Annotated in this window: 21 protein-coding genes and 1 pseudogene; 19 read left to right on the top strand and 3 right to left on the bottom strand. The window is 35.9% G+C overall.

Annotated elements, in window-relative coordinates; genetic code table 11:
• The first annotated feature begins 71 nt into the window (after nucleotides 1-71).
• From GAB14E_RS15015 to GAB14E_RS15080, 16 genes are all read left to right on the top strand, one after another.
• Nucleotides 72-1217 carry a site-specific integrase gene (locus tag GAB14E_RS15015; RefSeq protein WP_033081647.1) on the top strand — a complete coding sequence of 382 codons (1146 nt, stop codon included), beginning with the start codon at nucleotides 72-74 and terminating at the stop codon, nucleotides 1215-1217.
• Between the two features lie 246 nt (nucleotides 1218-1463).
• Complete coding sequence (locus GAB14E_RS15020; protein WP_033081646.1) at nucleotides 1464-2429, top strand: DUF4145 domain-containing protein; 966 nt, start codon at nucleotides 1464-1466, stop codon at nucleotides 2427-2429.
• 138 nt (nucleotides 2430-2567) lie between these two features.
• On the top strand, nucleotides 2568-3842 hold the full coding sequence (locus GAB14E_RS24000; RefSeq protein ID WP_052093565.1) for a GTP pyrophosphokinase: 1275 nt from the start codon (nucleotides 2568-2570) through the stop codon (nucleotides 3840-3842).
• Between the two features lie 14 nt (nucleotides 3843-3856).
• A complete protein-coding gene (locus GAB14E_RS15025) occupies nucleotides 3857-4555 on the top strand; it encodes a hypothetical protein (RefSeq protein ID WP_033081645.1) in 699 nt (232 codons plus the stop codon).
• 791 nt (nucleotides 4556-5346) lie between these two features.
• The gene (locus GAB14E_RS15030; RefSeq protein ID WP_197061173.1) at nucleotides 5347-5571 is read left to right on the top strand and encodes a helix-turn-helix transcriptional regulator; all 225 of its coding nucleotides are present in this window, start codon (nucleotides 5347-5349) and stop codon (nucleotides 5569-5571) included.
• A gap of 1 nt (nucleotide 5572) precedes the next feature.
• The gene (locus GAB14E_RS15035; RefSeq protein WP_033081643.1) at nucleotides 5573-5842 is read left to right on the top strand and encodes a hypothetical protein; all 270 of its coding nucleotides are present in this window, start codon (nucleotides 5573-5575) and stop codon (nucleotides 5840-5842) included.
• Nucleotides 5835-7544: a replication endonuclease gene (locus tag GAB14E_RS15040; RefSeq protein ID WP_052093564.1), complete on the top strand. Its 1710-nt coding sequence runs from the start codon at nucleotides 5835-5837 to the stop codon at nucleotides 7542-7544. Before GAB14E_RS15035 ends, GAB14E_RS15040 begins: the two co-directional genes overlap by 8 nt.
• 277 nt (nucleotides 7545-7821) lie before the next feature.
• On the top strand, nucleotides 7822-8925 hold the full coding sequence (locus tag GAB14E_RS15045) for a TIR domain-containing protein (protein ID WP_033081642.1): 1104 nt from the start codon (nucleotides 7822-7824) through the stop codon (nucleotides 8923-8925).
• A gap of 147 nt (nucleotides 8926-9072) precedes the next feature.
• Nucleotides 9073-10266, top strand: coding sequence for a DUF4297 family anti-phage-associated protein (locus tag GAB14E_RS15050; protein ID WP_052093563.1), 1194 nt, complete (start codon nucleotides 9073-9075; stop codon nucleotides 10264-10266).
• Nucleotides 10266-11984 (top strand): anti-phage-associated helicase HerA, encoded by a 1719-nt coding sequence (herA, locus tag GAB14E_RS15055; RefSeq protein WP_033081640.1) that lies wholly within the window; start codon nucleotides 10266-10268, stop codon nucleotides 11982-11984. Before GAB14E_RS15050 ends, herA begins: the two co-directional genes overlap by 1 nt.
• 125 nt (nucleotides 11985-12109) lie before the next feature.
• Nucleotides 12110-13204 carry a hypothetical protein gene (locus GAB14E_RS15060; protein ID WP_033081639.1) on the top strand — a complete coding sequence of 365 codons (1095 nt, stop codon included), beginning with the start codon at nucleotides 12110-12112 and terminating at the stop codon, nucleotides 13202-13204.
• Between the two features lie 244 nt (nucleotides 13205-13448).
• A complete protein-coding gene (locus tag GAB14E_RS15065) occupies nucleotides 13449-13739 on the top strand; it encodes a DUF6984 family protein (RefSeq protein WP_033081638.1) in 291 nt (96 codons plus the stop codon).
• Between the two features lie 119 nt (nucleotides 13740-13858).
• Entirely contained in the window at nucleotides 13859-14317 is a 459-nt protein-coding gene (locus GAB14E_RS15070) for a GNAT family N-acetyltransferase (RefSeq protein WP_033081637.1), read from the top strand.
• 436 nt (nucleotides 14318-14753) lie between these two features.
• Complete coding sequence (locus GAB14E_RS15075) at nucleotides 14754-14960, top strand: hypothetical protein (protein WP_033081636.1); 207 nt, start codon at nucleotides 14754-14756, stop codon at nucleotides 14958-14960.
• A 131-nt stretch (nucleotides 14961-15091) separates the two neighbouring features.
• Nucleotides 15092-15490 carry a GFA family protein gene (locus tag GAB14E_RS23995; RefSeq protein ID WP_052093562.1) on the top strand — a complete coding sequence of 133 codons (399 nt, stop codon included), beginning with the start codon at nucleotides 15092-15094 and terminating at the stop codon, nucleotides 15488-15490.
• Between the two features lie 159 nt (nucleotides 15491-15649).
• Nucleotides 15650-16036 (top strand): cupin domain-containing protein, encoded by a 387-nt coding sequence (locus GAB14E_RS15080; protein ID WP_231562010.1) that lies wholly within the window; start codon nucleotides 15650-15652, stop codon nucleotides 16034-16036.
• Between the two features lie 155 nt (nucleotides 16037-16191).
• Here GAB14E_RS15080 and GAB14E_RS15085 read toward each other — a convergent pair whose 3' ends face one another.
• Entirely contained in the window at nucleotides 16192-17235 is a 1044-nt protein-coding gene (locus GAB14E_RS15085) for a methionine synthase (protein WP_033081634.1), read from the bottom strand.
• 84 nt (nucleotides 17236-17319) lie between these two features.
• Nucleotides 17320-18297 carry a DUF1852 domain-containing protein gene (locus GAB14E_RS15090; protein ID WP_033081633.1) on the bottom strand — a complete coding sequence of 326 codons (978 nt, stop codon included), beginning with the start codon at nucleotides 18295-18297 and terminating at the stop codon, nucleotides 17320-17322.
• A 320-nt stretch (nucleotides 18298-18617) separates the two neighbouring features.
• Between GAB14E_RS15090 and GAB14E_RS15095 the strand changes: the two genes are divergently transcribed.
• On the top strand, nucleotides 18618-19430 hold the full coding sequence (locus GAB14E_RS15095) for a sulfite exporter TauE/SafE family protein (protein WP_033081632.1): 813 nt from the start codon (nucleotides 18618-18620) through the stop codon (nucleotides 19428-19430).
• A 158-nt stretch (nucleotides 19431-19588) separates the two neighbouring features.
• Nucleotides 19589-19975 carry a hypothetical protein gene (locus GAB14E_RS15100; RefSeq protein ID WP_033081631.1) on the top strand — a complete coding sequence of 129 codons (387 nt, stop codon included), beginning with the start codon at nucleotides 19589-19591 and terminating at the stop codon, nucleotides 19973-19975.
• Nucleotides 19976-20151: 176 nt separating this feature from the next.
• On the opposite strand, the pseudogene GAB14E_RS24775 reads toward GAB14E_RS15100, so the two are convergent.
• Nucleotides 20152-20258 (bottom strand): annotated as a pseudogene (locus tag GAB14E_RS24775) (IS110 family transposase); the annotation flags it as partial.
• A 195-nt stretch (nucleotides 20259-20453) separates the two neighbouring features.
• Between GAB14E_RS24775 and GAB14E_RS15105 the strand changes: the two are divergent.
• Nucleotides 20454-20987, top strand: a complete 534-nt coding sequence (locus GAB14E_RS15105) for a hypothetical protein (protein WP_033081630.1) — start codon at nucleotides 20454-20456, stop codon at nucleotides 20985-20987.
• Nucleotides 20988-21434: the final 447 nt, after the last annotated feature.

Here is a 21434-nt window from a genome sequence, read left to right as displayed (position 1 = left end):
GGTGTTGTTCTTAGTTGTTCATTGTAGCATAATGGTCATGCTACAAATGAGCTACACAGGGTGGTAATGTCATGACAATAAAAACCAAAATAACCATAACAAGTATTAAAAATTTAATACCCGAAGATAAACGATTAAATGATACTGAAATTTCTGGCTTTCACGCTCGAATAACTCCTACAGGTTTGATCACTTATTATTTGTTTTACCGCCTAAATGGCAAACAGGTAAATTACCGATTAGGTATTGATGGTCAAATGTCACCAGCGCAAGCGAGAGACTTAGCAAAGAATAAAATTGCAGAAGTCACTCAAGGTGTTGATGTTCAAGCGGTCAGAAAGCATGACCGAACCAAAACCAAATATTCTAAATTCTCAACACTACAATTCTTCTTAGAAGAAAAATACGCGCCTTGGTTAAAGTCACGTAATCCAAAAACAGCCGAAAAAACCATGAAAGCGTTTGAATCTTCTTTCCCTACGTTAATGGACTTTCAGTTGTCTGATATTAACGCGTGGGAGATCGAGAAGTGGAGAAATAAGCGATTAACTGACGGAGTTAAGCCTGCAACAACAAATAGGCAGATTAACACCATTAAGGGCTGCTTGAGTCGTGCTGTTGAATGGGGGGCTATTGATAGTCATGATTTGAGTAAGGTAAAAACGTTAACGGTAGATAACTCTAAAGTTCGCTATTTATCCAAAGATGAAGAAGCAAGATTACGAGAAAACCTACAAACTTGTGATACAGACTTCTTAGAAGTCATAGTGATACTTGCTTTAAATACAGGTATGCGCAAGGGAGAGTTATTATCACTCGATTGGAATCATGTTAATTTTGAAAACAAGATACTGACCGTTGATTTTCAGAATGCGAAATCAGGTAATACCCGTCATTTGCCGTTAAATACACAAGCCTTTAATACCCTTAAACAATGGCAACAAAAAACAGACGGAATAGGCTTTGTCTTCAAAGATAAAAACAATGCCCAGTTAAAAGACTTTCCTTATATATGGGGAGCTTTGTTAGATGAAGCACAAATCACTAATTTTAGATTTCATGATTTAAGGCATCACTTTGCCAGTAAATTAGTGATGGCGAGTGTCGACTTAAATACGGTTAGAGAGTTGTTAGGTCATAGTGATTTAAAAATGACCTTACGATATGCGCATTTAGCGCCAGAGCATAAAGCCGCGGCTGTAAACCTTATAGGTTAATGTTCACAAAGTCCGCAGTGCTGATGTTAGCCACAAATCTACTTGCCATATATTTTATAATGGATCATATTACTGATATTTTTCAGTAATACCAATAAATCGATAAATACTAAGCATTATATAAAAATTAAACACTTGAAATTTAAAAGGATTAATGTAGATTGATACGTAGTCAAGTAGATGGACATTACTGAGTCGTTTACATAATAAGCTGTTACATTTCAAATCAACATTCGGAGTACTTTTTTGAGCTATTTTGATTCAACAAAATTTGATTACAAAGATATAAACATCGACGATTGTGAAGAACTTATTAAAAGAGATAAGGAAGCATATAAATTTTCGCTTTCAAAATGGTTTGAAGATGAATTAAACGCAATCACAGATAGGAAATGGGAAATAGATAATATTGGTTTCATTGAAGAGACTGGTGGCTTTATTAAGCTAATAAAAGAAGCAGAATTAAGTTATTCTTTTGGAGCATATTATAGTGCAATTGCTCTTATTGGCGTTGCTTGCGAAGACTTATGTAAACATTTCGCTAATCTGAGTAATGAAGAGCATCTCAGTGATGAATCACAGTTTATTAGAATTAATAAATTAAAAGAACTCAATGCAATAGATCAAGCAACTGCAGATGACTTTCATCTGATTAGAAAGCACCGTAATGATATTCTTCATTTCAATGATGGATTTAAAGAAAAAACAACAAGTGATTTGAAATCTTTAGCCCTAAAGTCGATAAATACTAGTAAATCAGTTTATAAAAGCTTGTTTGAAAAACATAATCAACAGAGTAACCCTCAAGAAATAAGCAATAAAATAATGGAAGATTTTTCTCGGCAAATTGTATACGACCCTTACTATGGGAATACACTAAACCAAGAAGAGTTTGCAATGAAACTACGGAATATTGTTGCTAAAGAAACAGGTATTGATATTGCAATTGCAGATGCAAATCAAAAGATAGAACAGGCTGGGATTTTTAGGATTGATGAAATTGATCTAAGACTAGACCCTAAAGAAATAACTTTGTTTAACTATGATATTGGGGAGTCTTTTTACGTTGATTTATCAGAGTGTGATATTGAGAAAATGGGTAACCTTGAATTAAAAGAAGGGCAAAATATTGTAGCTAAGATCTTTTCTATTACAAATCATCAAGGGATGACCGCAGCGTGGAAAATATCTTCATTTGAGTGTATAGCTTAATCAAAATAGAAATGAAACAAGCCCTTTAAATGAACTAAAACAGTTAGTTTTCGCTTCGTTACATATTTTAACCAACAACTTTAGTCCGCTTAGTGCGGCATTATGTTTTATTGTTCTAGCAAGGAGTATTGAGTTTAGATGAGTGTAATAGAGAATTTTATTGAACAATACAGTCGGCAGTATGATTACTATTCTGAACTTTCAAAGATTGGTTCTAACCTCTTAGAGCAAGAACTTGAAAAAAGAGGAATTAAAGCCATTGTTTCGTTCCGAGCTAAACGACCAGAACGATTAAAGCTTAAGCTAGAACAACGAAATGAGAAGACACCATATAAAGATGTAAAAGATATCTTCGACGATATAGTTGATTTAGCTGGTGTACGAGTCGCCTTGTACTTTCCTAAAGACAGGGAATTAGTAGATGAAATAATAAAAGATGTTTTTACAGTCAAAAAACGAAAAATATTTCCAGAGAGCTCTCATCAACCCAAATTTGAGAAAAGGTTTTCTGGATATTGGGCTTCGCATTATAGAGTCAATGTAAAAAATTCTACTCAAGGAAAAAAGCGCTACGAAAGTGCTTTATTTGAAATTCAAGTAGCATCAGTCCTAATGCACGCATGGTCTGAAGTAGAGCACGATCTTGTTTACAAGCCATTTTCTGGAGATCTTTCTGAAGAAGAGTTGTCAATTTTAGATGAAATTAATGGATTAGTTCTTACTGGAGAAATTGCGCTTGAAAGGCTTCAAAAAGCAATGACTAAAAGAACAAAAGATAAAAATGACATCTCCAGTAGGTATGAACTAACAAGCCTTATTACAAACTCACTTAATAAAAATTATATAAATAAATTAAAGCTTGGTGATACGAAAATACTCTTCAATTACTTGAAGGATTCAGAAAAAATAAGCACGAATGACTTCTCTAAATACCTCACCAAAATTAATCAAAGTGAAAAAGAAACTATAACTGATCAGTTGTTTACAATGATTCTTAATGATTCATTTAAGAGCCCTGAAGGTAATAACAAGTTAAACAAATATTTCAAACGGTCATTAGGTAGTACTACTGACGTTTCAGGTTTTGAATGCTTTGTTAAGTCATGGATTATTTTGGAAAAGGCTGTTTCTAATATTCATATAGAGCGTAACAGGAATCATAAAAAATTCTTCACTGCAAAGTTTGAACCTTTAGCTTTAGATGGAATCATTTCAAAGGATGAAGCTGTTGAGTTGAACTACTTCAAGCGAGTCAGAAATAACTTGCTTCATGGTATTGAGACACCTAACGATGAAGAGTTAAATGTTGGGTTTTTAAGGTTAATAGCTCTAATTGAAAAAATAAGCTCTGCAATAAAAGATGAAGTCGCTCAAGAAAATATATTGAAAGAAGTTGAGTTACTCCGTAATTAAAGGTGATCAAATATATGAAATATGCTCAAGTTAATGGACAGAGACTGCATGCGAAGGATGTACCATCTGGTACTTTGGGTTGCGATATTTGGTTTCCTGCATATGAGGTAAAGGCATGTGTAGGAGAATATCTCCAATATTGGGTTTATACCAATGGTAAGCCACAATTGCCTCCAGGTTATGAACCTGAAAGTAATTGGCATGCGAGTTGGAAGAATTTAGTTAATGATGATTGTACCGAAGTAATTTGTGGAACAAATAATGAGCATAGAGCTGACATTCTTGCTAATGACCATGTTATTGAAATTCAGAAAAGTAGAATTGATATACGTGACGCTCGTGAGCGAGTAAATTTTTATCGAGAGTTACTCCCTAAATCACGTGTTATTTGGGTTATTGATGTGCAAGAGTCATGGAAGTCAAAGCGACTTAGTGCAGGCTCACCTGTCAAAGATAAGCGTAATATATTTAACTTAGTGTGGGGCAAAGGTAGTAGACATAAATGGATGGTCGACATCGCTCGTACACCAGACACACACGTATATTTTGAATTTAATCAACATAATGAAAAGTTAATAAAAGTTTGGATCAACAAAGGAAAGCTACTTGCTTCTTGGAAAACTAAAAAATCATTTTTCGATGAGTATTTAGCAACGAGTAGTGAATTAGAACCATCAGATATTCATGAGGTTTTAGGTTATAAACCTAAATAATAAACATCAAGTTTCTTAAACGGAAAAATAATATTTGGCCATCGATTCGCGATTATAGCCAACTATTATTTTCCGCTTAGCAAGGCTTTATCGATACCCAATCTAATCCGAAATATTGTTTACCGCTTAAAACTTAATGTCCGAAATGTGGTATTTCTTGCCATTAACGGAACGTCTTTATAATAATTAACCTTTTCAATTTTTGAAAACATCTCTAATTGCCTATTAGTTCCTTTAGTGTATTTCCCCCTTTATAAAAAGCCGACATCAATTTCAATAATAACCAGTCATACCAGCGTTTACAGCGTAGTTGGTGTTTGAAAGTTTATTAAAACTCATTTGATACGAATTTCGAAAATTACCTTTAAATCCGTGCGCTACAGCCAAGTTGACTGATATCACCTGTTTTCAAACAGACTAAAATACATACCTCTCAATTTCGAAAGTTCCCTTTAAAACCGTGCGTTACAGCGAAGCTGAACATGTTATAAATTTCGGTTTTTCATTTTCCCACTTTTAATAAATTATAGCTAAAAACAATAAGTTAAGTCAGAACCGCTCTTGTTTGAATTATTTAGGCGTTCACAAAAAATATATTTTACATTTCTAAACGCCCCTTTAAATACGTGTACTGTAGGCGAGTTTTAACTTTGAAAATACCGAATCATTATTAAACAGTTTTCGAATTGTGCTTGAATCGTTTTTAAATGGTTTGCTATAAAGTAAACAGCGTTGGGACAGCTGTGAAGCTGCAACAACAAATTATACGCTTCTACAAATAGGAAAACATTATGACCGTTGCGAAACGTGCGTTAACTGAAATAGAAACAGCTGAATATATAGGAATGAGCCGTTCTTTTCTTCGTCAATCAAGAATGGAGGGAAATAGAGACAATAGAACCAAAGCACCTAAGTTTATTAAAATAGGTCGCTCTGTTAGATACCTTATCGAAGATTTAGATAATTGGTTAGACAGCTTTTACAAGCAATCTCACTTAATGGAAGTGGGAGCATAATATGAAGACATTACCTTCAAATCTTATGTTTAGTTTGCGTTGGTTTTCTCAAGGCAACCACATCGACTTATGTATTGATATTTGTAATCAGTTAGGTCGACTTTTCCCTTCGGAGCCTGCTGGTCAAATTATCAAGAAACACCAAATACAGGGTTTACTAGTTAGAGGCTTTTTAGAAAAAGAGCTAACACAGTCATTTGGTATTAGTTATTGGCGTATTCGAGTCAGTGATGCAGGAAAGAAACACTTTGAGGAGCAAAACAATGCCTAATCAAAGTGATGAGATTGAAATAGCGTTAAACAAGCAACTGCCTGTTTTTCGTGATTACTCCTTCCTAACAGAGCCGCGCCATGAGTGCTCAGCAGATAGAGCCGATGTTGCTTTTATCTTTGAACAACTAACCAAAGTACCTGACCCAATAAAGCGTATCATCTTAAATAACGCCTTTAAGCTCAAGGTAAGGCGTGAACGTAATTTATATATTCTCAATGCCACTAACAAAGTGGTGAGATTGTTACCTGAAAAATTGAGATATGCGCTGACGGTGGATGATGAAGAAATCAGAGATATTGCTCGGGAGTGTGCCGACCGATGCAGACGTATAGCACTGCATCATAATGCGAGTAGAAAGATGACAGCTTCCACAGCAAACAAAAGTCTTGAGCCTTTAGCAGTTATTTGCCAATCAAACAGCAACGAGATATACCAACTGCTCACTGACTATGCGGCAACATATAGAATTAAGCCCATTGCGGTCACTGAAAAAGGTGTAACCGAACTAGGCGCAATCAAACGCATGTTAGATAAACATTGGTGGATGCGCAGGTTACGAAAACTGTTTAACCAAGCGTATGAACAAGCAGCGATTGAATTAAACCTTGTTAGTAAATACAAGCAAATCTACGCCAGTGATTTAACCGTTAAAAAACGTAAACAACAAAAGCTAAGAAACGAGCAGATGCTTAGTTCAATGACCGTGATTAATGATATCGGTCAGCAATTCTCACTAAAAGAACTCTCCGATTTAAACGTATCAAATCCAGCGATAAGAAAAGCTGAATTGATGGTGCGTATGCGCGGTTGTGAAGAACTATCAAAAGAGCATGGTCACGAAGGTATATTTATCACGATTACCTGTCCGTCTAAATATCATGCGGTATTTTCAAAATCAGGACAACCCAATCCCAAGTATCAAGGTTTTACGCCTTATCAAGCAAATCAATACCTTTGTAATGTGTGGTCAAGAGTCAGAGCAGAATGGAACAGAAAAGATATAAAACCGTATGGTTTTCGTGTGGCAGAGCCACAACATGACGGCACACCGCATTGGTATGTCCTGTTGTTTGCAGAGAAACACCATATTGAAGATATTAAACGAGTGATTAGCCATTACTCATTAGAAGAAGATGGTGATGAAAAAGGCGCAGCACAAAACCGTTGTGACTTTAAACTCATTGACCCAAAGAAAGGCAGTGCTACGGGTTATATTGCTAAGTACGTTTCAAAGAACATCGATGGTAAAGGACTTGATAAAGGTGTTTATGGTGAAGACCCAATCACCGCAGCGCAACGTGTGGATGCTTGGTCGTCTTGTTGGTGTATTCGTCAATTTCAGCAAATTGGTGGTGCTAGTGTCTCTGTGTGGCGTGAATTAAGACGATTAAAACAAAAGCTTGGTGTTGATTCCATTATTGAAAAAGCCAGACAAGCAGCAGATGAAAGCCGTTGGCATGATTATGTTAATGCAATGGGTGGTGTATTTGCTAAACGTAAAAACCAACCGTTACGGCTTGCCTACGATAACGCAGTAAACACTGAAACAGGCGAATGTAAATTAGGACATTATGATGGAAACTTGATCCAAACCATTAAAGGATTGCTCTATCAAGGTAAGATGATAACGACTCGATTTTTCAATTGGCGGTTAGAAAGAACAAACGAAGTTTGTTTTAACTTGGAGTTCTGTAAATAACTGTACTGATCATGAATATTTATTTTATTGTTAGTGTGTTCCTATACTGGAGACTGTGATTCCTCATATCTCCAAGAAAGAGCGGATATTTTCTCTTTCACATATCGAACGGTTGATTTGTTATTTTTTAACTCATTGATCTACAGGTAACAATCAAGTAATCTCTCGTTATTATAAATTATTGACGACTAACTTCATCTTGTAGAAAGAAGGACTTTTTCCTCATAATAAAGCGGTTAGGTAACTTGGTCGTCTGGATAAATTTTAAGGAGTATTAATGTCAATTTCAAAAGAACTTTTTAGATTTTCAGATGAATTGAGTGAGTTTGAAAAGTTAGAAGCACCAGAAATCGATAACCTAATAGATATAGCAAACAATATAGGTAACTCTTGGTCGGGTTCGTGGTTTGGTTATCACTCCCGAGTATACTATGAAAAATTTCAAACCCCACCTTCAGGTGCTGTTTTTAGTCAAGAATGGGGGCTAGAAGATGTATATTCTATGGGGTCTCATGGAAGCTGGAGAGAATACCAATTTGAATCTGTAATTGATTTCATTTATGAACAAGCTGGAAGACCTGAAATTGATAAGTATCTCGTTGAGGGAAAAAAAGCACGAGAAAAGCTGGATAGTGTGAAGTCATCCGTACTTTCATTAATTCATTCAAATTTTGGCTCTGATACAGATAAATTTTTTGAGGGGTTAGTAGATAAAATTGAATCTTCAAAAGTATTTACTGAAAATGACTTGGTAGAATATCAAAGACCTAAAGGTCAAATGATGTCTCGAGATATGATTGCTATTGAAAAAGGGCTCGTAACTCCTCCTCATATAGCTGTAATATCAAAGTGCCTTTCAGCTAAACAGCCATTTGAAGCTTGTTGCGATCTAAAGAAAAATATCAATAAACTAGCTAGTCATATTCAAAATATGGAAAAAAAATCAATTGTAGACGATCGCATTGGCACTAATATATTCATCGGTCATGGACGTTCACACCATTGGAGAGAGCTTAAAGATTTTGTTAGTGACCGGCTTAACCTACCATGGGATGAGTTCAATCGAGTACCAGTAGCAGGTGTAACTAACATTACACGTTTAGCTCAAATGCTAGATCAGTCATGTATAGCTTTTTTGGTTATGACTGCCGAAGATGAACAATTAGATGGTAATTTACATGCACGTATGAATGTCATTCATGAAGTGGGATTGTTTCAGGGAAGGCTTGGTTTTGAAAGAGCAATAGTTTTACTTGAAGATGGCTGTGAGGAATTCAGTAATATACAAGGACTTGGCCAAATAAGATTCCCTAAAGGGAATATATCCGCGATATTTGAGGATATCCGCCAAGTTTTGGAACGTGAAGGGATTGTCGAATAATTGCCTAGTAAGGTATTTAAATGAAACCAAAACAACCAGTTAGGTTCCACTTTGCTCCACATTACAACCAACAGTTTTAGTCCGCTTAATACGGCGTTACAGGGCTAGTTTACAAACAGAGTCAATCATCACTAAAAGGATTTTATTTTGGATAGAAGTGCGATAGATACTATTAGAGGTTATTGTTATCAGTTTGATAAATCTATTATTGAGATTTTATCACTTGAGAGCGATACAGATAGTATTGAAGTGGAAGGCATCGAAGATGTTGATATTGAACAACAGGGTGAGTTGTGTGCGATTCAATGTAAATATTATGAAAATACTTCATATAACCATTCCGTTATCGCTAAACCTATAAGGTTAATGCTCGAACATTTTTCTAAAAATGAAGATCAAATAGGTAAGTATCATTTATTTGGGCATTATAAAGATGGGCAGGATAAATTACCGCCGAGCATTTCACTTACTTTTCTAAAAGATAAATTCCTGACTTACAAAAAAGGTAAAATTAAATACGAAGAGCATTTGATTTTGAATTTATCGGATGATGATTTAGAAAGGTTTCTTGATAAGTTGACGATAGATAATAAAGCTAAAAGCTTTGATAAACAATATGATGAAGTCATTGAAAAATTAATGACTGTTTTTTCTTGTACAAAACAAGAATCTACTCATTATTATTACAACACAGCTTTTTCAATTATAACAAAACTTGGTTGCAGTCATCATAGTCGGAAAGTTACAAAATCAGAATTCATAAATAGCCTAAGTAATAATAAAGCGTTGTTCAATGTTTGGTTATATAAATATAAAGGCCGTCAATCTTATCTTAGGAAACTTAAATCAGACCTGTTTTCTAGAAATTTAAACACTCAGCCATTCGATAGGTTTTTTATCATTGATGCGAACAACTCCAAAGGCATTACTGAAATTAAAGATTGCATTTATTCTATTCAAAAAAATTGGTCAAACCTTTCAAAACGAGCATCAAAACCTTATTCCCCATACATATATATACATAGTAAAGAAAAAGAAGTTTTACATTTAGTTAAAGAACAAGTGTTTAGCGAAGGACTTCACTTTTCTGATGGATATAATTTTATGGGAAGTAAATTTTGTGCAGATACTGTTGTACAAGCGAAAATAGATTTAAATATCAAATTTCAATACATAGAGACAGAAGCTGACCTTTTGACAGCAGTTGAATCGGCAAAGTCCAGGGTTGAAATTTATCAATTTTATACCAATGAAAATGAATTAATTGTCGAATTTGAGGCAGAAGTTAAAAATACAAAGCTGCAAATTTTAAATTTTGAAGATATAAAGGATTTAGTCTAATGAACAATAAGCCAGAGGTAAATGCTGAAGTCATTTCAGTCAGCCCTAATAAAATAAAGATATCAGTTGATAAACTCGAAGAGTTCAAAGTTGCGGAAGAAAAATTAAAAGTTGGGTCGTACCTTCGAGTCTCTGATAATGATGATGTAGCCCTTCTTGCTATTATTGAAAATTTCTCAATTGTCGCAGATGAAAATGGTGGCGAACCTAAATACCTTATTGATGCAAGCCCAATTGGGCTTGTTAAAAATGGTAAGTTTTATAGAGGTGGGGATTCTTTAGCTTTACCACCGAAAAAGGTAGAACCAGCAACAATTGAAGACATTAAAACTATTTATGAAAGTAGTGTTAATGAAAATGAAAGATTTACTTTTTCAACACTCTCTTTAAATAGTGATGTTTTAGTTCCTGTAAACGGTAATCGTTTTTTTAATAAACATATAGCAATAGTTGGCTCTAGTGGCTCAGGAAAATCACACACTGTAGCTAAAATATTACAAAAGGCTACAGAATCAAAAGGATCACCTTTTGATGGACTGAATAACTCTCATATTGCAATATTTGATATACATTCAGAATATAGTGCAGCTTTTCCTTCTGCAAATGTACTTGGCGTTGAACAATTAATCCTTCCTTATTGGTTGCTGAACAGTGAGGAATTAGAGGAGTTGTTTTTAGATACCGAAGCAAATGACCATAACCAGCGGAATGTTTTTAGAGAAGCTATTGTTTTAAATAAAAAGCATAAATTTTCTGGTGATGACAGTGCAAGAGAAAGAATTCATTATGATTCTCCGCTTTATTTCGATATTAAAGAAATTTTGAGTTATATAAAAAATAGAAATAATGAGAAAAAAGATAAAGAAAACAATATTAAGTGGGTTGATGGTGACGAATTTGTTTATGGGGACGATACTGCTTGTCGCCTGTTTAAAGATGGCCTTGAACCTAAGGGCACTTCTGCAACAGGAACGTTAAACGGTAAACTTATTAATTTCATTAACCGGTTAGAAAATAAGATCTATGATAAACGGCTAGACTTTTTAGTTGGTTCTAAAACCAAAGGGGTCACTTTTAAAGATACTTTGGAATCAATAATCGGTTATAAAGATGAATCAAAAGCAAATATAACCATTTTTGATGTAAGCGGAATACCTTTTGAGGTATTAAGCATATGCGTTTCTCTTATTTCTAGACTCATTTTCGAAGTTGGTTACTATAACAAAAAATATAGAAAGAAAAATGGTCAAGAACAAAATGTACCTATTTTAGTAGTGTATGAAGAAGCTCACAAATATGCACCTAGAAGCAGTTTAAGTAAATACAGAGCATCTAAAGAAGCTATTGAAAGAATAGCGAAAGAAGGTAGGAAATATGGTGTTACCTTGCTTTTAGCAAGTCAACGACCATCTGAAATATCTGAAACCATTTTTTCTCAATGTAGTAGTTTTATTTCAATGAGGTTAACTAATAAGGAAGATCAAAATTTTGTAAAACGTTTACTTCCCGATACCGTGGGTGATATTACTAATATATTGCCTTCATTAACCGAAGGAGAGGCTCTACTTATTGGTGATGCTATATCAGTTCCTTCCTTAGTTAAAATTGATCCATGCGAAACGCCACCATCTTCAAGTGACATAAAATACCTTGATGAATGGCGAGATGAATGGAAAGACGTAGCATTTGAATCTTTAATCAAAGCTTGGGGAGTGTAGCCCTATAATAAGTCCCTTAAACGGAAAATTAACAGTTGGCCACCCCTTTGCGATTATAGCCAACCATTAATTTCCGCTTAGTGACCCGTTATGCATTTTTAAAACTTCAGATTTACGAGGCAAATGTGACAAAAAGAGATCCTAAAGTAACTATAAGAAATAAAGAAATAAGTGCGTTATCGGCGCAAATTAAAGCAATGCTCTCAGAGGTATTAGAGTTGACTGGTTATAAAAATGAGCACTCGTTGAATGCTACATATGGAGGTAAATACGCTGAATATATTGATATTAAAAATGAAGTTATTGATACCCCACAACAGTTCAGGACACTTTATCTCAAAGGTTTTTTAAGTGTTCTTGAGAATATTGGCAGATGGGCAAAGACTGGAAACAAATATTACGATGCTTTCGTACATTACCGCGATCAAGAGCTAGTTAGAGAATGGCTTCATTTATTTTTGGAACGCACTTATTTAAGGAAATTTGATGAGCTTTCTAAAGTTCGCCCAACAGTTGAAGAGGCTGTTATGTGGATTGGTCAAGAGAATGCATCGTACGGTATTTTAGTTGCTCCGAGGTTCAGAGATGGACAGTGGGAAAATGATAAAAGTGAAATCCGTCGCTTTAAGAAAATTTATTGGACGATTGGCCATATATTGGAAACAGGCTTGGTTGTACCAAGTGAAGATGAGGTAATTAACTTTACTGATATTGAGCAATATTTAACTTTTTTTAAGAATACCTTAGTAAGAAATTCTGGCTCTCAACATGAATTAGAGGTTGCTAAAAGGTATTGTGAATTTGTGCGGAATAGTGATGACCCTGAAAGCGTTCCGTTGCTTATTCCAGAGTTTAGGTATGGTGGTATAGAAAAGAAACATGAATATCGTTTAGATTTTACAATTATAAATCCTTACAACATGAGTAAAGTTGGGTTTGAGTTATCACCATGGTCTACTCATGGTGCATTAACAGGAACAAAGGGTAAACTACAAAAAGATATAAATGCCGAAGCGCTTGCCAACTTCGAAAAAGAAATGAAAAAACTTAAATCTTATTTCAGGAAGTTTAGTGTATCAATACTAGTATATACAGATACAGATCTTGCTGATCCTGATGAGCTTTTTGATTCAATGAAAGAATACTTAAACGTAGAAAGTAACCCTAAGCAGTTAGAATTTCATGCCATGGGAGAGCTTCTTAGCTTTCAAGGGGCATAAATGCATAAGTCATTTAAAGGGACAAATAACAGATGTCTGTTGTTTGTCCCTTACACATTTTAGCCAGCAATATGGTATTCAGAGACGACTTAGTGATATCGTGTGAGCAAATAACGTGTAAACCAAACTGCTACACATGTGCTACAAATGAAACAGCAGGTCTGATTAGATAAGGCCTATTCTTTTGATTTTTATGAAGTAATGCTCAGCAATTAAAGCCCTTATTAGGGCGTTAGTATCTATAATGCGGAATTCAACTGAAATAGCAATAATCACAAAGTTGATGAAGATAGCTAAATTGGAAGTAGATATTACCCAATTACTTGTCAATCCAATGGATGACGGTGGTATGGGAAGTCTAGCTATCGGAGAAAACTATGCTGGTAGACAACTAGGTGAAGAGGTTGCAGAATATATGTTTAAAGATATTGATGGCACTTCTGTGTCAGCCGCGTTAAATGTAGATCAAAAAGGCAACTTGTACGAGTTGGATATTTGGAAAGTGGATTTCTCGCCAACCCAAACATTGCAGTAAATACACATACAAGGCGTTTAAGAACGGACTCATAATGGTTGGCTTGGGTTCCATTTCGTTTCACATTTTAGCCAACAATTAATCGCCTCTTAGTAAGGCGTTAACTTCCTAAGGTTATAATGAGTATACGTAAAGCTACAATCAATGATGCTGAAGGAATTCGATCTCTCATTCTGAGCGCTGCTCAGCCAGAAAGTAACACTGACTTTAATCAAGAAGGAGTTGCACATTTTAAAGAAACTCTCGAATTGAAAGCTATAAAAAGTCGCATCCAGAATGAGGAATATTTGATGTTATGCTTTATTAAGGAATACAGAATTGTTGGAGTCATAGCAATATATGAAAAAGAGAAGTTAAGTCAGCTTTTTGTTGACCCTACGGCTAGAAAGTTAAATATCGCAAAGCAATTATGGACCGCGGCAAATGCAATTTGCTTAGCTCATGGAGGTAATGGCAACTACTGGGTAAAGTCTTCGACGATGGCTATTCCAGTTTATGAGAGTTTCGGTTTTCGTTTAGACGCTACTCAACAAAATACGGATGGTATAATTTATCATTCTATGTTGCTCGATTCTTGAATATAGAAGTTAACAAGGCAATAAAGTCGAACTCGTAACGGTTTGCTAGGCTCCACTTTGTTTCACACTATAGCAAATTATTACTCTCTGCTTGTTGAGGTGTTATCGATACAAAATCTAATCAGTCCAATTATCCGTAATCGCTAATGTCCTCAAAGTGGCTTAGCTGATATTAATATTTAATTTTTTGCCATATATTCTCTAATGAACCTCAGTAATATTCGAGCCCTAACAAAAAACAAACATTTTTATTTTGTAAGTTATTGAAAACAGGAGGGTTAAGGTTTGTTGAATTAAAGTTATGGGGCGTGCATTACTAAGGTGTCTCCATAATAAGTTGCTATTTTTCATCAATGTCCATTACTGTTGAACTTTATGGTAATAAATCACTCTATTGATCTTAAATGTTAACTTTATATACTCTGAAGGTTATCCTATGAATAAATGTATATTTTCCCTTTTTCTTGTAGTCATTTTAACAGCTTGCACTAGCAAAGATTTATACCAAATAGGTCAAGATTATCAAAAAAGTGAGTGTGTAAATCAAGCACAGACGGGGGAACAGCATGTAGAATGTAACAAGGTTATATCTAAGTCCTACGAAGAATATGAAAAAGAGCGAAAAGAGATTGTTAATCAGTAAGGTTGTAGTAAAAACTTAGTTTCAAGTTTGAAGTGCGACAAAAACAGTTGGTTAGGTTCCGCTTCGCTTCACATTTCAACCAACTATTTTTGTCCACTTAAGTGGATAACACCAATGCAAAGGAAGGTTTTGTGACATTCGAAGCAACTTGCTGTTGTAAGCAAATATCTATAACAGTTTCAGGTAAGCCTGAAATGAATTCGGTTTGTAATTGTACAAACTGTAAACAACGTACGGGAAGTGCTTTTGGTATATCTACTTATTTTAAAACCGATGCAGTATTAAATAAGTCAGGCGATACTAAAATTTATAAACTATGGCATAAAGAGCAAAACCACGAACAAAATCGTCATTTTTGTACTCAATGTGGCATTACGCTGTATTGGACTATATCCACAATGCCTCATTTAATTGGTGTAGCAGGTGGTTGTTTTTCAGATTCTGAAGTTTTAGAACCGACTCATACATTAAATAACTCTAGTAAATGTCAGTGGGTTAGCTTCCCGTCAAATTGGCAAGTTCAAGAGTAATTTGCATATAATAAACCACTAAAGCAGGACTCGTCACAGTTGGCCGAGTTTCGCACCGCTTAACATAATAGCCAACTATTATTTAGCCGTTTACGCGGGATTGGTATTTATATACTGTACTTGGAGTGAAAAATGAGAGTTTTAATTGGGTTAATACTGATGATTTTGTTTACGTTATCGGTCTCTGCTGAACAAATAGAAACAACTATTATTTCTCAGACATTAGTAAAGTCGACAAATAGCTGGGATGGCAGTCAACTTCTATCATACCCGGAAGGTCAACCAGAGGTTACGATTCTTAAGATAACTATTCCTGCAGGGGTTACATTACCACTTCATCAACACCCTTTTATTAATGCGGGAGTATTAATAAAAGGTGAGTTGACGGTTGTAAACAAAGCTGGAAAGAAACTGATTATGACGGCAGGTGATCCCATCGTTGAATTAGTAAATAAATGGCACTTTGGTGAAAATAGTGGCAACGTACCAGCAGAAATTATTGTGTTTTACGCCGGTATAAAAGGACAACCGATCACAATTAAATAGTTTACACATAACTATTTAATTGTGCTGGCTACGCTCACTATTCTAGCCAACAAATCATTGTCCATGATCAATTGACCTGTCTTGGCCTGGATCTGTTCGACTTATTCGACGTTATCTTTGTCTTAATGATTACCCAAGGCAAAGATCAATACGTCCTAGGCCGAAAGTTCTCTTCTGATGATTTCTGCCCCTGCACTGAGGGCATTTAGCTTGCCTCTTGCCACTTGGTGAGACAAAGGAGCCATGCCGCAGTTAGTAGAAGGGTAGAGCTTGTCGGCATCTACAAATTTAAGTGCTTTTCGTAGAGTATTAGCTACTTCCTCTGGTGTCTCTATGGTATTGCTGGCGACATCGATGGCGCCTACCATCACTTTTTTACCCCTAATGAGTTCAAGTAGCTCCATTGGAACATGAGAGTTGTGACATTCTAGTGAGATAATATCGATATTAGATTTTTGCAGTTTGGGGAACGCTTCTTCATATTGTCGCCACTCTGATCCCAACGTCTTTTTCCAGTCTGTATTGGCTTTGATGCCATAGCCATAACAAATATGTACAGCAGTTTCACATTTAAGTCCTTCAATTGCTCTCTCTAAACAAGCTATGCCCCAATCATTTACCTCATCGAAAAACACATTAAACGCAGGCTCATCAAATTGAATAATATCAACACCAGCCGCTTCTAACTCTTTGGCTTCTTGATTGAGAATTTTGGCGAATTCCCAGGCGAGTTTTTCGCGACTTTTATAATGGTCATCATAAAGCGTATCTATCATCGTCATGGGGCCTGGCAGCGCCCATTTGATTGGTTGTTTGGTTTGCTGACGTAAAAACTTGGCATCTTCAACAAAAACAGGTTTTTGACGAGATACGGGACCTACGACTGTTGGAACACTCGCATCATAGCGGTCACGAATTTTAACGGTTTTACGTTTTTCAAAATCAACGCCGTTGAGGTTTTCAATAAATGTAGTAACAAAATGTTGGCGGGTTTGCTCGCCATCACTGACAATATCGATACCTGCTTGTTGTTGATCTTGCAATGACAAACGTAAAGCATCTTGTTTGCCCGCAATTAATTCCTCATCTTGCAATTTCCAAGGTGACCAAAGTGTTTCAGGCTCTGCAAGCCAAGCCGGTTTAGGTAAACTGCCTGCTGTTGACGTAGGTAATATTGCTTTAAGAGTATTAGTTTTCATGATAAATGATGCCGTATATTTTGGTGTTTTTTTAAACGTAACTTAGTTTTTAACGTAGCTATTGAGCCTAGTTATTAAATGCAGTTATTGCACGTAACTGGCAGACCATTGCTCAAGCACAGTTTGATAAGGTTTGATGAAGTGCTCCTCAGCAAATTTTCCCTGCTCTTTACCCAACTGGCTACGCTCTGCTCGATCATAAACAATTTGAGTTATAGAATGGTCTTGGCTCTTTAAATTTGGTTGATAGGACTTTCCTGCAACAGCATTAGCATTATAAATCTCTGGTCGGTAGATTTTCTGAAAAGTTTCCATCGTGCTAATGGTACTTATAAGCTCAAGACTAGTGTAATCATTAAGTAAATCACCAAAGAAATAAAAAGCTAGCGGTGCAACACTATTTGGTGGCATAAAATAACGAACCTGTAAGCCCATTTTTTTGAAATATTGCTCAGTCAAAGAAGATTCATTTGGCTGGTATTCAACACCTAATACGGGATGCTGATTTTCAGTTCTATGATAGGTCTTGTTATCTGAAACACTGAGACAAATTACCGGTGTCTTTTTAAAGTTTTGCTGGTAAACATCTGAATTGACGAAATACTGAAAGAGCTTGCCATGCAGTTCGCCAAAATTTTCTGGAATGCTAAACTGGGGCTGATTCTTATTATGGTTCTGCAGTAATACGCTAAAATCATAATCTCGCACATAAGAGGAAAAGTTATTTCCTACAATGCCTTCAATGCGTTTGTTAGTTTTATGATCAACAATATTCGTTTTCAATATTTCAATCGATGGGAAGGTTTGACCACTGCCTTCAATATCCATATCAACCGAAATGATTTCAAGTTCGACAGAATAACGATCGCCTTTGGGGTTATCCCAATTTGCCAAGGCATTAAAACTATTATCAATCATCTTTAAGGCGTTGCGTAAGTTTGCTTGACGGTAATTTCCTCTCGCCAAATTAGCAAAGTTGGTCGTGATACGTGTATTGTCTGAGGGCTGATAATTTTCATCAAGAGAAGTGCTCTTAATAGTAAAGGTAAAATCTTTATTCATGGTGATCCGGTATCCTATGTTCTGAGATAAAAGCTGAGGTAATAGCTTGAGATAAAACCTAAATTTATTGCTTACTCTTTCTGGACATCCCAATCTTACTTTCAGATTTATCAGTCACTAGAGTTAACAGCAGAGTGCAATTTATACGTGGATCAAACCATGAAGAAAAGCGCATTTATTTCACATACCCCATGAGAAATATTCACGCCCTTGTTCATTGAATGTTTAAGTGGGTATCAGTTATATTAATCAACTTAATAAGAACATAACTGCATTTTTGCAATGTGATACCCCCTTGATTATTTTAAGAAGTGAACTGAATGAGTGAATTATTGTTGTTGATTATATACTGTGCGTTACTAGGCAGTGGCGTTGGTTTTCTGGCAGGACTGTTAGGTATTGGCGGAGGATTAGTTATTGTTCCAGTGTTGAGCAGTATTTTACTTCACTTCGAGGTTTTACCACCTGAGCAGGTGGTTATCGTTGCAATTGCAACGTCATTGGCGTCGATATTATTCACCTCAACGTCTTCAGCAATCGCTCATCATAAAAATGGCAATGTACCCTGGGACCTAGCCCCTTGGATAATGACAGGAGTTGCTCTTGGTGCGCTTATCAGTGGCTTTATGGCAGCATTATTACCAGGGAATGTTGTACGCATAGTGTTTGCTGTGAGCGTGGTACTCATTGCATTGAAGATGTTGTACAGCAGCACCAAAAGTGACTCTGCTAAAGTACTTAAAATGCCCAGCAAAGGTCTGTTAACTTTTTTCACCACGATCACTGGAGGGTTGTCTGCTATGATAGGTATAGGTGGCGGTGCACTCTTGGTGCCCTTGTTGACGTTTTTCTCACTCGATATGAAAAAAGCCATAGGATGTGCCTCTGCTTGCGGTATTGTTATCGCATTATTTGGTTCGATAGGTTACATCAGCTCAGGTAGTACTCATTTTGCTTTAGAAGATGGATTTGCTGGCTTCGTATACTTACCTGCTTTATTGGGTATTGTGTGTACTTCTTGGTTTACAGCACCGATAGGGGCCAAAGCGACTCATGCTTTACCCGTTCCTTTGATCAAAAAAATCTTCGCAGCGTTATTGTTAGTTATGGCTGCAAATATGATTATTATTTAAGCGTGGTTAGCGTTTCTTTTGATGAAAGTGTTCGGGTTAGGTGGTAGCGTTATTAGCACCTTAACGCGGTGCTATATCACAGTGTTACCCACAAGTAGGAAGTATCATTATGAGAACGTTTAGCCTCTTAATGAGGTTTATGACTTCGGAGGAATATTATGGCTACTGAACATGGTGAAAGTTCCATCTCGGTTGATGGTGATATAATTTTTGTTAAAGCTATTGGCTCATTTAATCTTGAAGGTATTGTTAAAGTAATTACTGAGCTAAAATTAATCATTGAAAGTTTTGCTCAAAAAGACTTTAAATTATTGTTCGATTACACCCAAACCGAAGGGGCTACCCCAGAAGTTTTTGAGAAGATTAATGAATGTAATATCTGGTTAAATAATCAGAATATGGTCGCAAAAGCTGTGATCATAAACTCGCAGATACTTATGACAATTTTGGAAAGTAGAACTCCGGCAAGAGACTGTCAAAACTCTAAACAATTTGAAGATAAAGCTAGTGCAATTACCTGGCTTAAATCGCAGTCAATAAAATAAACCAGGACTCTTCCTATTAAGAGACAATAGTGACCTGGAATGACTCACCGGTAACAGTGTCTTTTATTGCTTTGCCAACTTTTAAAGCCGGTCTTTTGTCGCTGAAATCTAGCACTCTGCACCGGTTTGAGGATTGCTACCAGTACGGTCAGCAGAAGCTTCCCTAATACATTCACATCATTTGAAATAGCAAAATAAATGTCAATGGACAGATATAAATGTCCAGTTGAAAATTTCCGGAATCAACACCTAGATTAATGTTTTGATTAGTTTTTGTATTCATAATAAGCTAACTCTTACTTGCATATTGCGGATTCGATCTCCAGTAGACTATTCGAGTGTGGTGCTTGGAGCCCTTTATTGTGTTCTTTCTTGTTATCGGTTTCTCAACTTAGCAATCTTTGCTCAATCGAACTACGACAAAGAAAGCTTAATGCTTGATTAAAATTGGCAGAATAATAAATACTCAGGATATGATATGAAAATAATTTTATGGTTGGCAGTGTTCTTCATTTATATTGGTTCTAGCCATACAGCTTTTGCAGTTAGTGCTGGTACTAATGGTATTAGTACTGCATTTTCAAAAGACTCGACGAGCGTTGGTATTGTTGCTGGCTCAGGGACGGCCTTTAATGATAATTACACCATTCTGGGCGTCGGCGCCGGTTTTTACCTAGCAGAGGGCTTGGAATTTGGCCTAGATGTGCAACACTGGTTTTCCGGCAATCCATCGATAACAAAGATTAGTCCCAAGATAACTTATGTCTTTACTCAACCAAAAGTAGTCAAACCATACCTAGGGGCATTTTATCGCCGGACATTCTATGGCGATTATAATGGCATAAAAATCGATGATACAAATTCATATGGATATCGTGTGGGCGCTTATTTCAGCACAAATAATAGTGTTTCGATTGGTGGAGGAATTGTCTATGAAAAGTTTACAGACTGCAATGCCGTATACAATTGCTCCTCAACCTACCCTGAACTAACATTTATTGTTAGTTTCTGATTTTTCCAGGTGTTTATTCCAGCCATACTACCTGTTGTCATATGACGGAACACTTTTAAGAGCATGTTCTTCTTGTCAATTTATTTACGACTTGAGGTTATGGGGTAATTGGCACCTAACCAGAAAATAAATCAAGGCATCCCGTTTCCCTGATTTTGTGGATGCAGACTAGTTATAACTAGGCGACTAAAGTGCCATGCTGATCGGTCGTTCAACTTGGAGCAATATTTACAAAATATTATCCTACCTGGCTAATTAGCTCTAATTCTTTAAGAGGCTTAAAGCCCACGGTTAGCAACATTAAATTAAGCTGATTTTTATCTAGCAATAAATGGAAATCGATACAGAAGTTAAACTGTAGATGTCTAATCAATTATGGAAGGTTCGCTAATCAGCTTAATTAATGTCAGTCTTTTTGTTTAGGTTCTAATACTAATTATCATGATG

Origin of the sequence: Colwellia psychrerythraea (genome assembly GCF_000764185.1) — a bacterium.
In the GTDB taxonomy this organism is placed as follows: Bacteria; Pseudomonadota; Gammaproteobacteria; order Enterobacterales; family Alteromonadaceae; genus Colwellia; species Colwellia psychrerythraea_B.
Note: the sequence above shows the minus strand (reverse complement) of the source record. Positions and strands in the feature narration are given on the sequence as shown.

What these genes read in the sequence shown, in the direction of transcription:
- GAB14E_RS15040 (WP_052093564.1), top strand. Translation starts at nt 5,835, where the DNA reads ATGCCTAATCAAAGTGATGAGATTGAAATAGCGTTAAACAAGCAACTG.
- GAB14E_RS15090 (WP_033081633.1), bottom strand. Translation starts at nt 18,297, where the DNA reads ATGAATAAAGATTTTACCTTTACTATTAAGAGCACTTCTCTTGATGAA.
- GAB14E_RS15015 (WP_033081647.1), top strand. Translation starts at nt 72, where the DNA reads ATGACAATAAAAACCAAAATAACCATAACAAGTATTAAAAATTTAATA.
- GAB14E_RS15105 (WP_033081630.1), top strand. Translation starts at nt 20,454, where the DNA reads ATGAAAATAATTTTATGGTTGGCAGTGTTCTTCATTTATATTGGTTCT.
- herA (WP_033081640.1), top strand. Translation starts at nt 10,266, where the DNA reads ATGAACAATAAGCCAGAGGTAAATGCTGAAGTCATTTCAGTCAGCCCT.
- GAB14E_RS24000 (WP_052093565.1), top strand. Translation starts at nt 2,568, where the DNA reads ATGAGTGTAATAGAGAATTTTATTGAACAATACAGTCGGCAGTATGAT.
- GAB14E_RS15095 (WP_033081632.1), top strand. Translation starts at nt 18,618, where the DNA reads ATGAGTGAATTATTGTTGTTGATTATATACTGTGCGTTACTAGGCAGT.
- GAB14E_RS15075 (WP_033081636.1), top strand. Translation starts at nt 14,754, where the DNA reads ATGAATAAATGTATATTTTCCCTTTTTCTTGTAGTCATTTTAACAGCT.
- GAB14E_RS15065 (WP_033081638.1), top strand. Translation starts at nt 13,449, where the DNA reads ATGCGGAATTCAACTGAAATAGCAATAATCACAAAGTTGATGAAGATA.
- GAB14E_RS15045 (WP_033081642.1), top strand. Translation starts at nt 7,822, where the DNA reads ATGTCAATTTCAAAAGAACTTTTTAGATTTTCAGATGAATTGAGTGAG.
- GAB14E_RS15025 (WP_033081645.1), top strand. Translation starts at nt 3,857, where the DNA reads ATGAAATATGCTCAAGTTAATGGACAGAGACTGCATGCGAAGGATGTA.
- GAB14E_RS15035 (WP_033081643.1), top strand. Translation starts at nt 5,573, where the DNA reads ATGAAGACATTACCTTCAAATCTTATGTTTAGTTTGCGTTGGTTTTCT.
- GAB14E_RS15100 (WP_033081631.1), top strand. Translation starts at nt 19,589, where the DNA reads ATGGCTACTGAACATGGTGAAAGTTCCATCTCGGTTGATGGTGATATA.
- GAB14E_RS15080 (WP_231562010.1), top strand. Translation starts at nt 15,650, where the DNA reads ATGATTTTGTTTACGTTATCGGTCTCTGCTGAACAAATAGAAACAACT.
- GAB14E_RS15070 (WP_033081637.1), top strand. Translation starts at nt 13,859, where the DNA reads ATGAGTATACGTAAAGCTACAATCAATGATGCTGAAGGAATTCGATCT.
- GAB14E_RS15030 (WP_197061173.1), top strand. Translation starts at nt 5,347, where the DNA reads ATGACCGTTGCGAAACGTGCGTTAACTGAAATAGAAACAGCTGAATAT.
- GAB14E_RS15085 (WP_033081634.1), bottom strand. Translation starts at nt 17,235, where the DNA reads ATGAAAACTAATACTCTTAAAGCAATATTACCTACGTCAACAGCAGGC.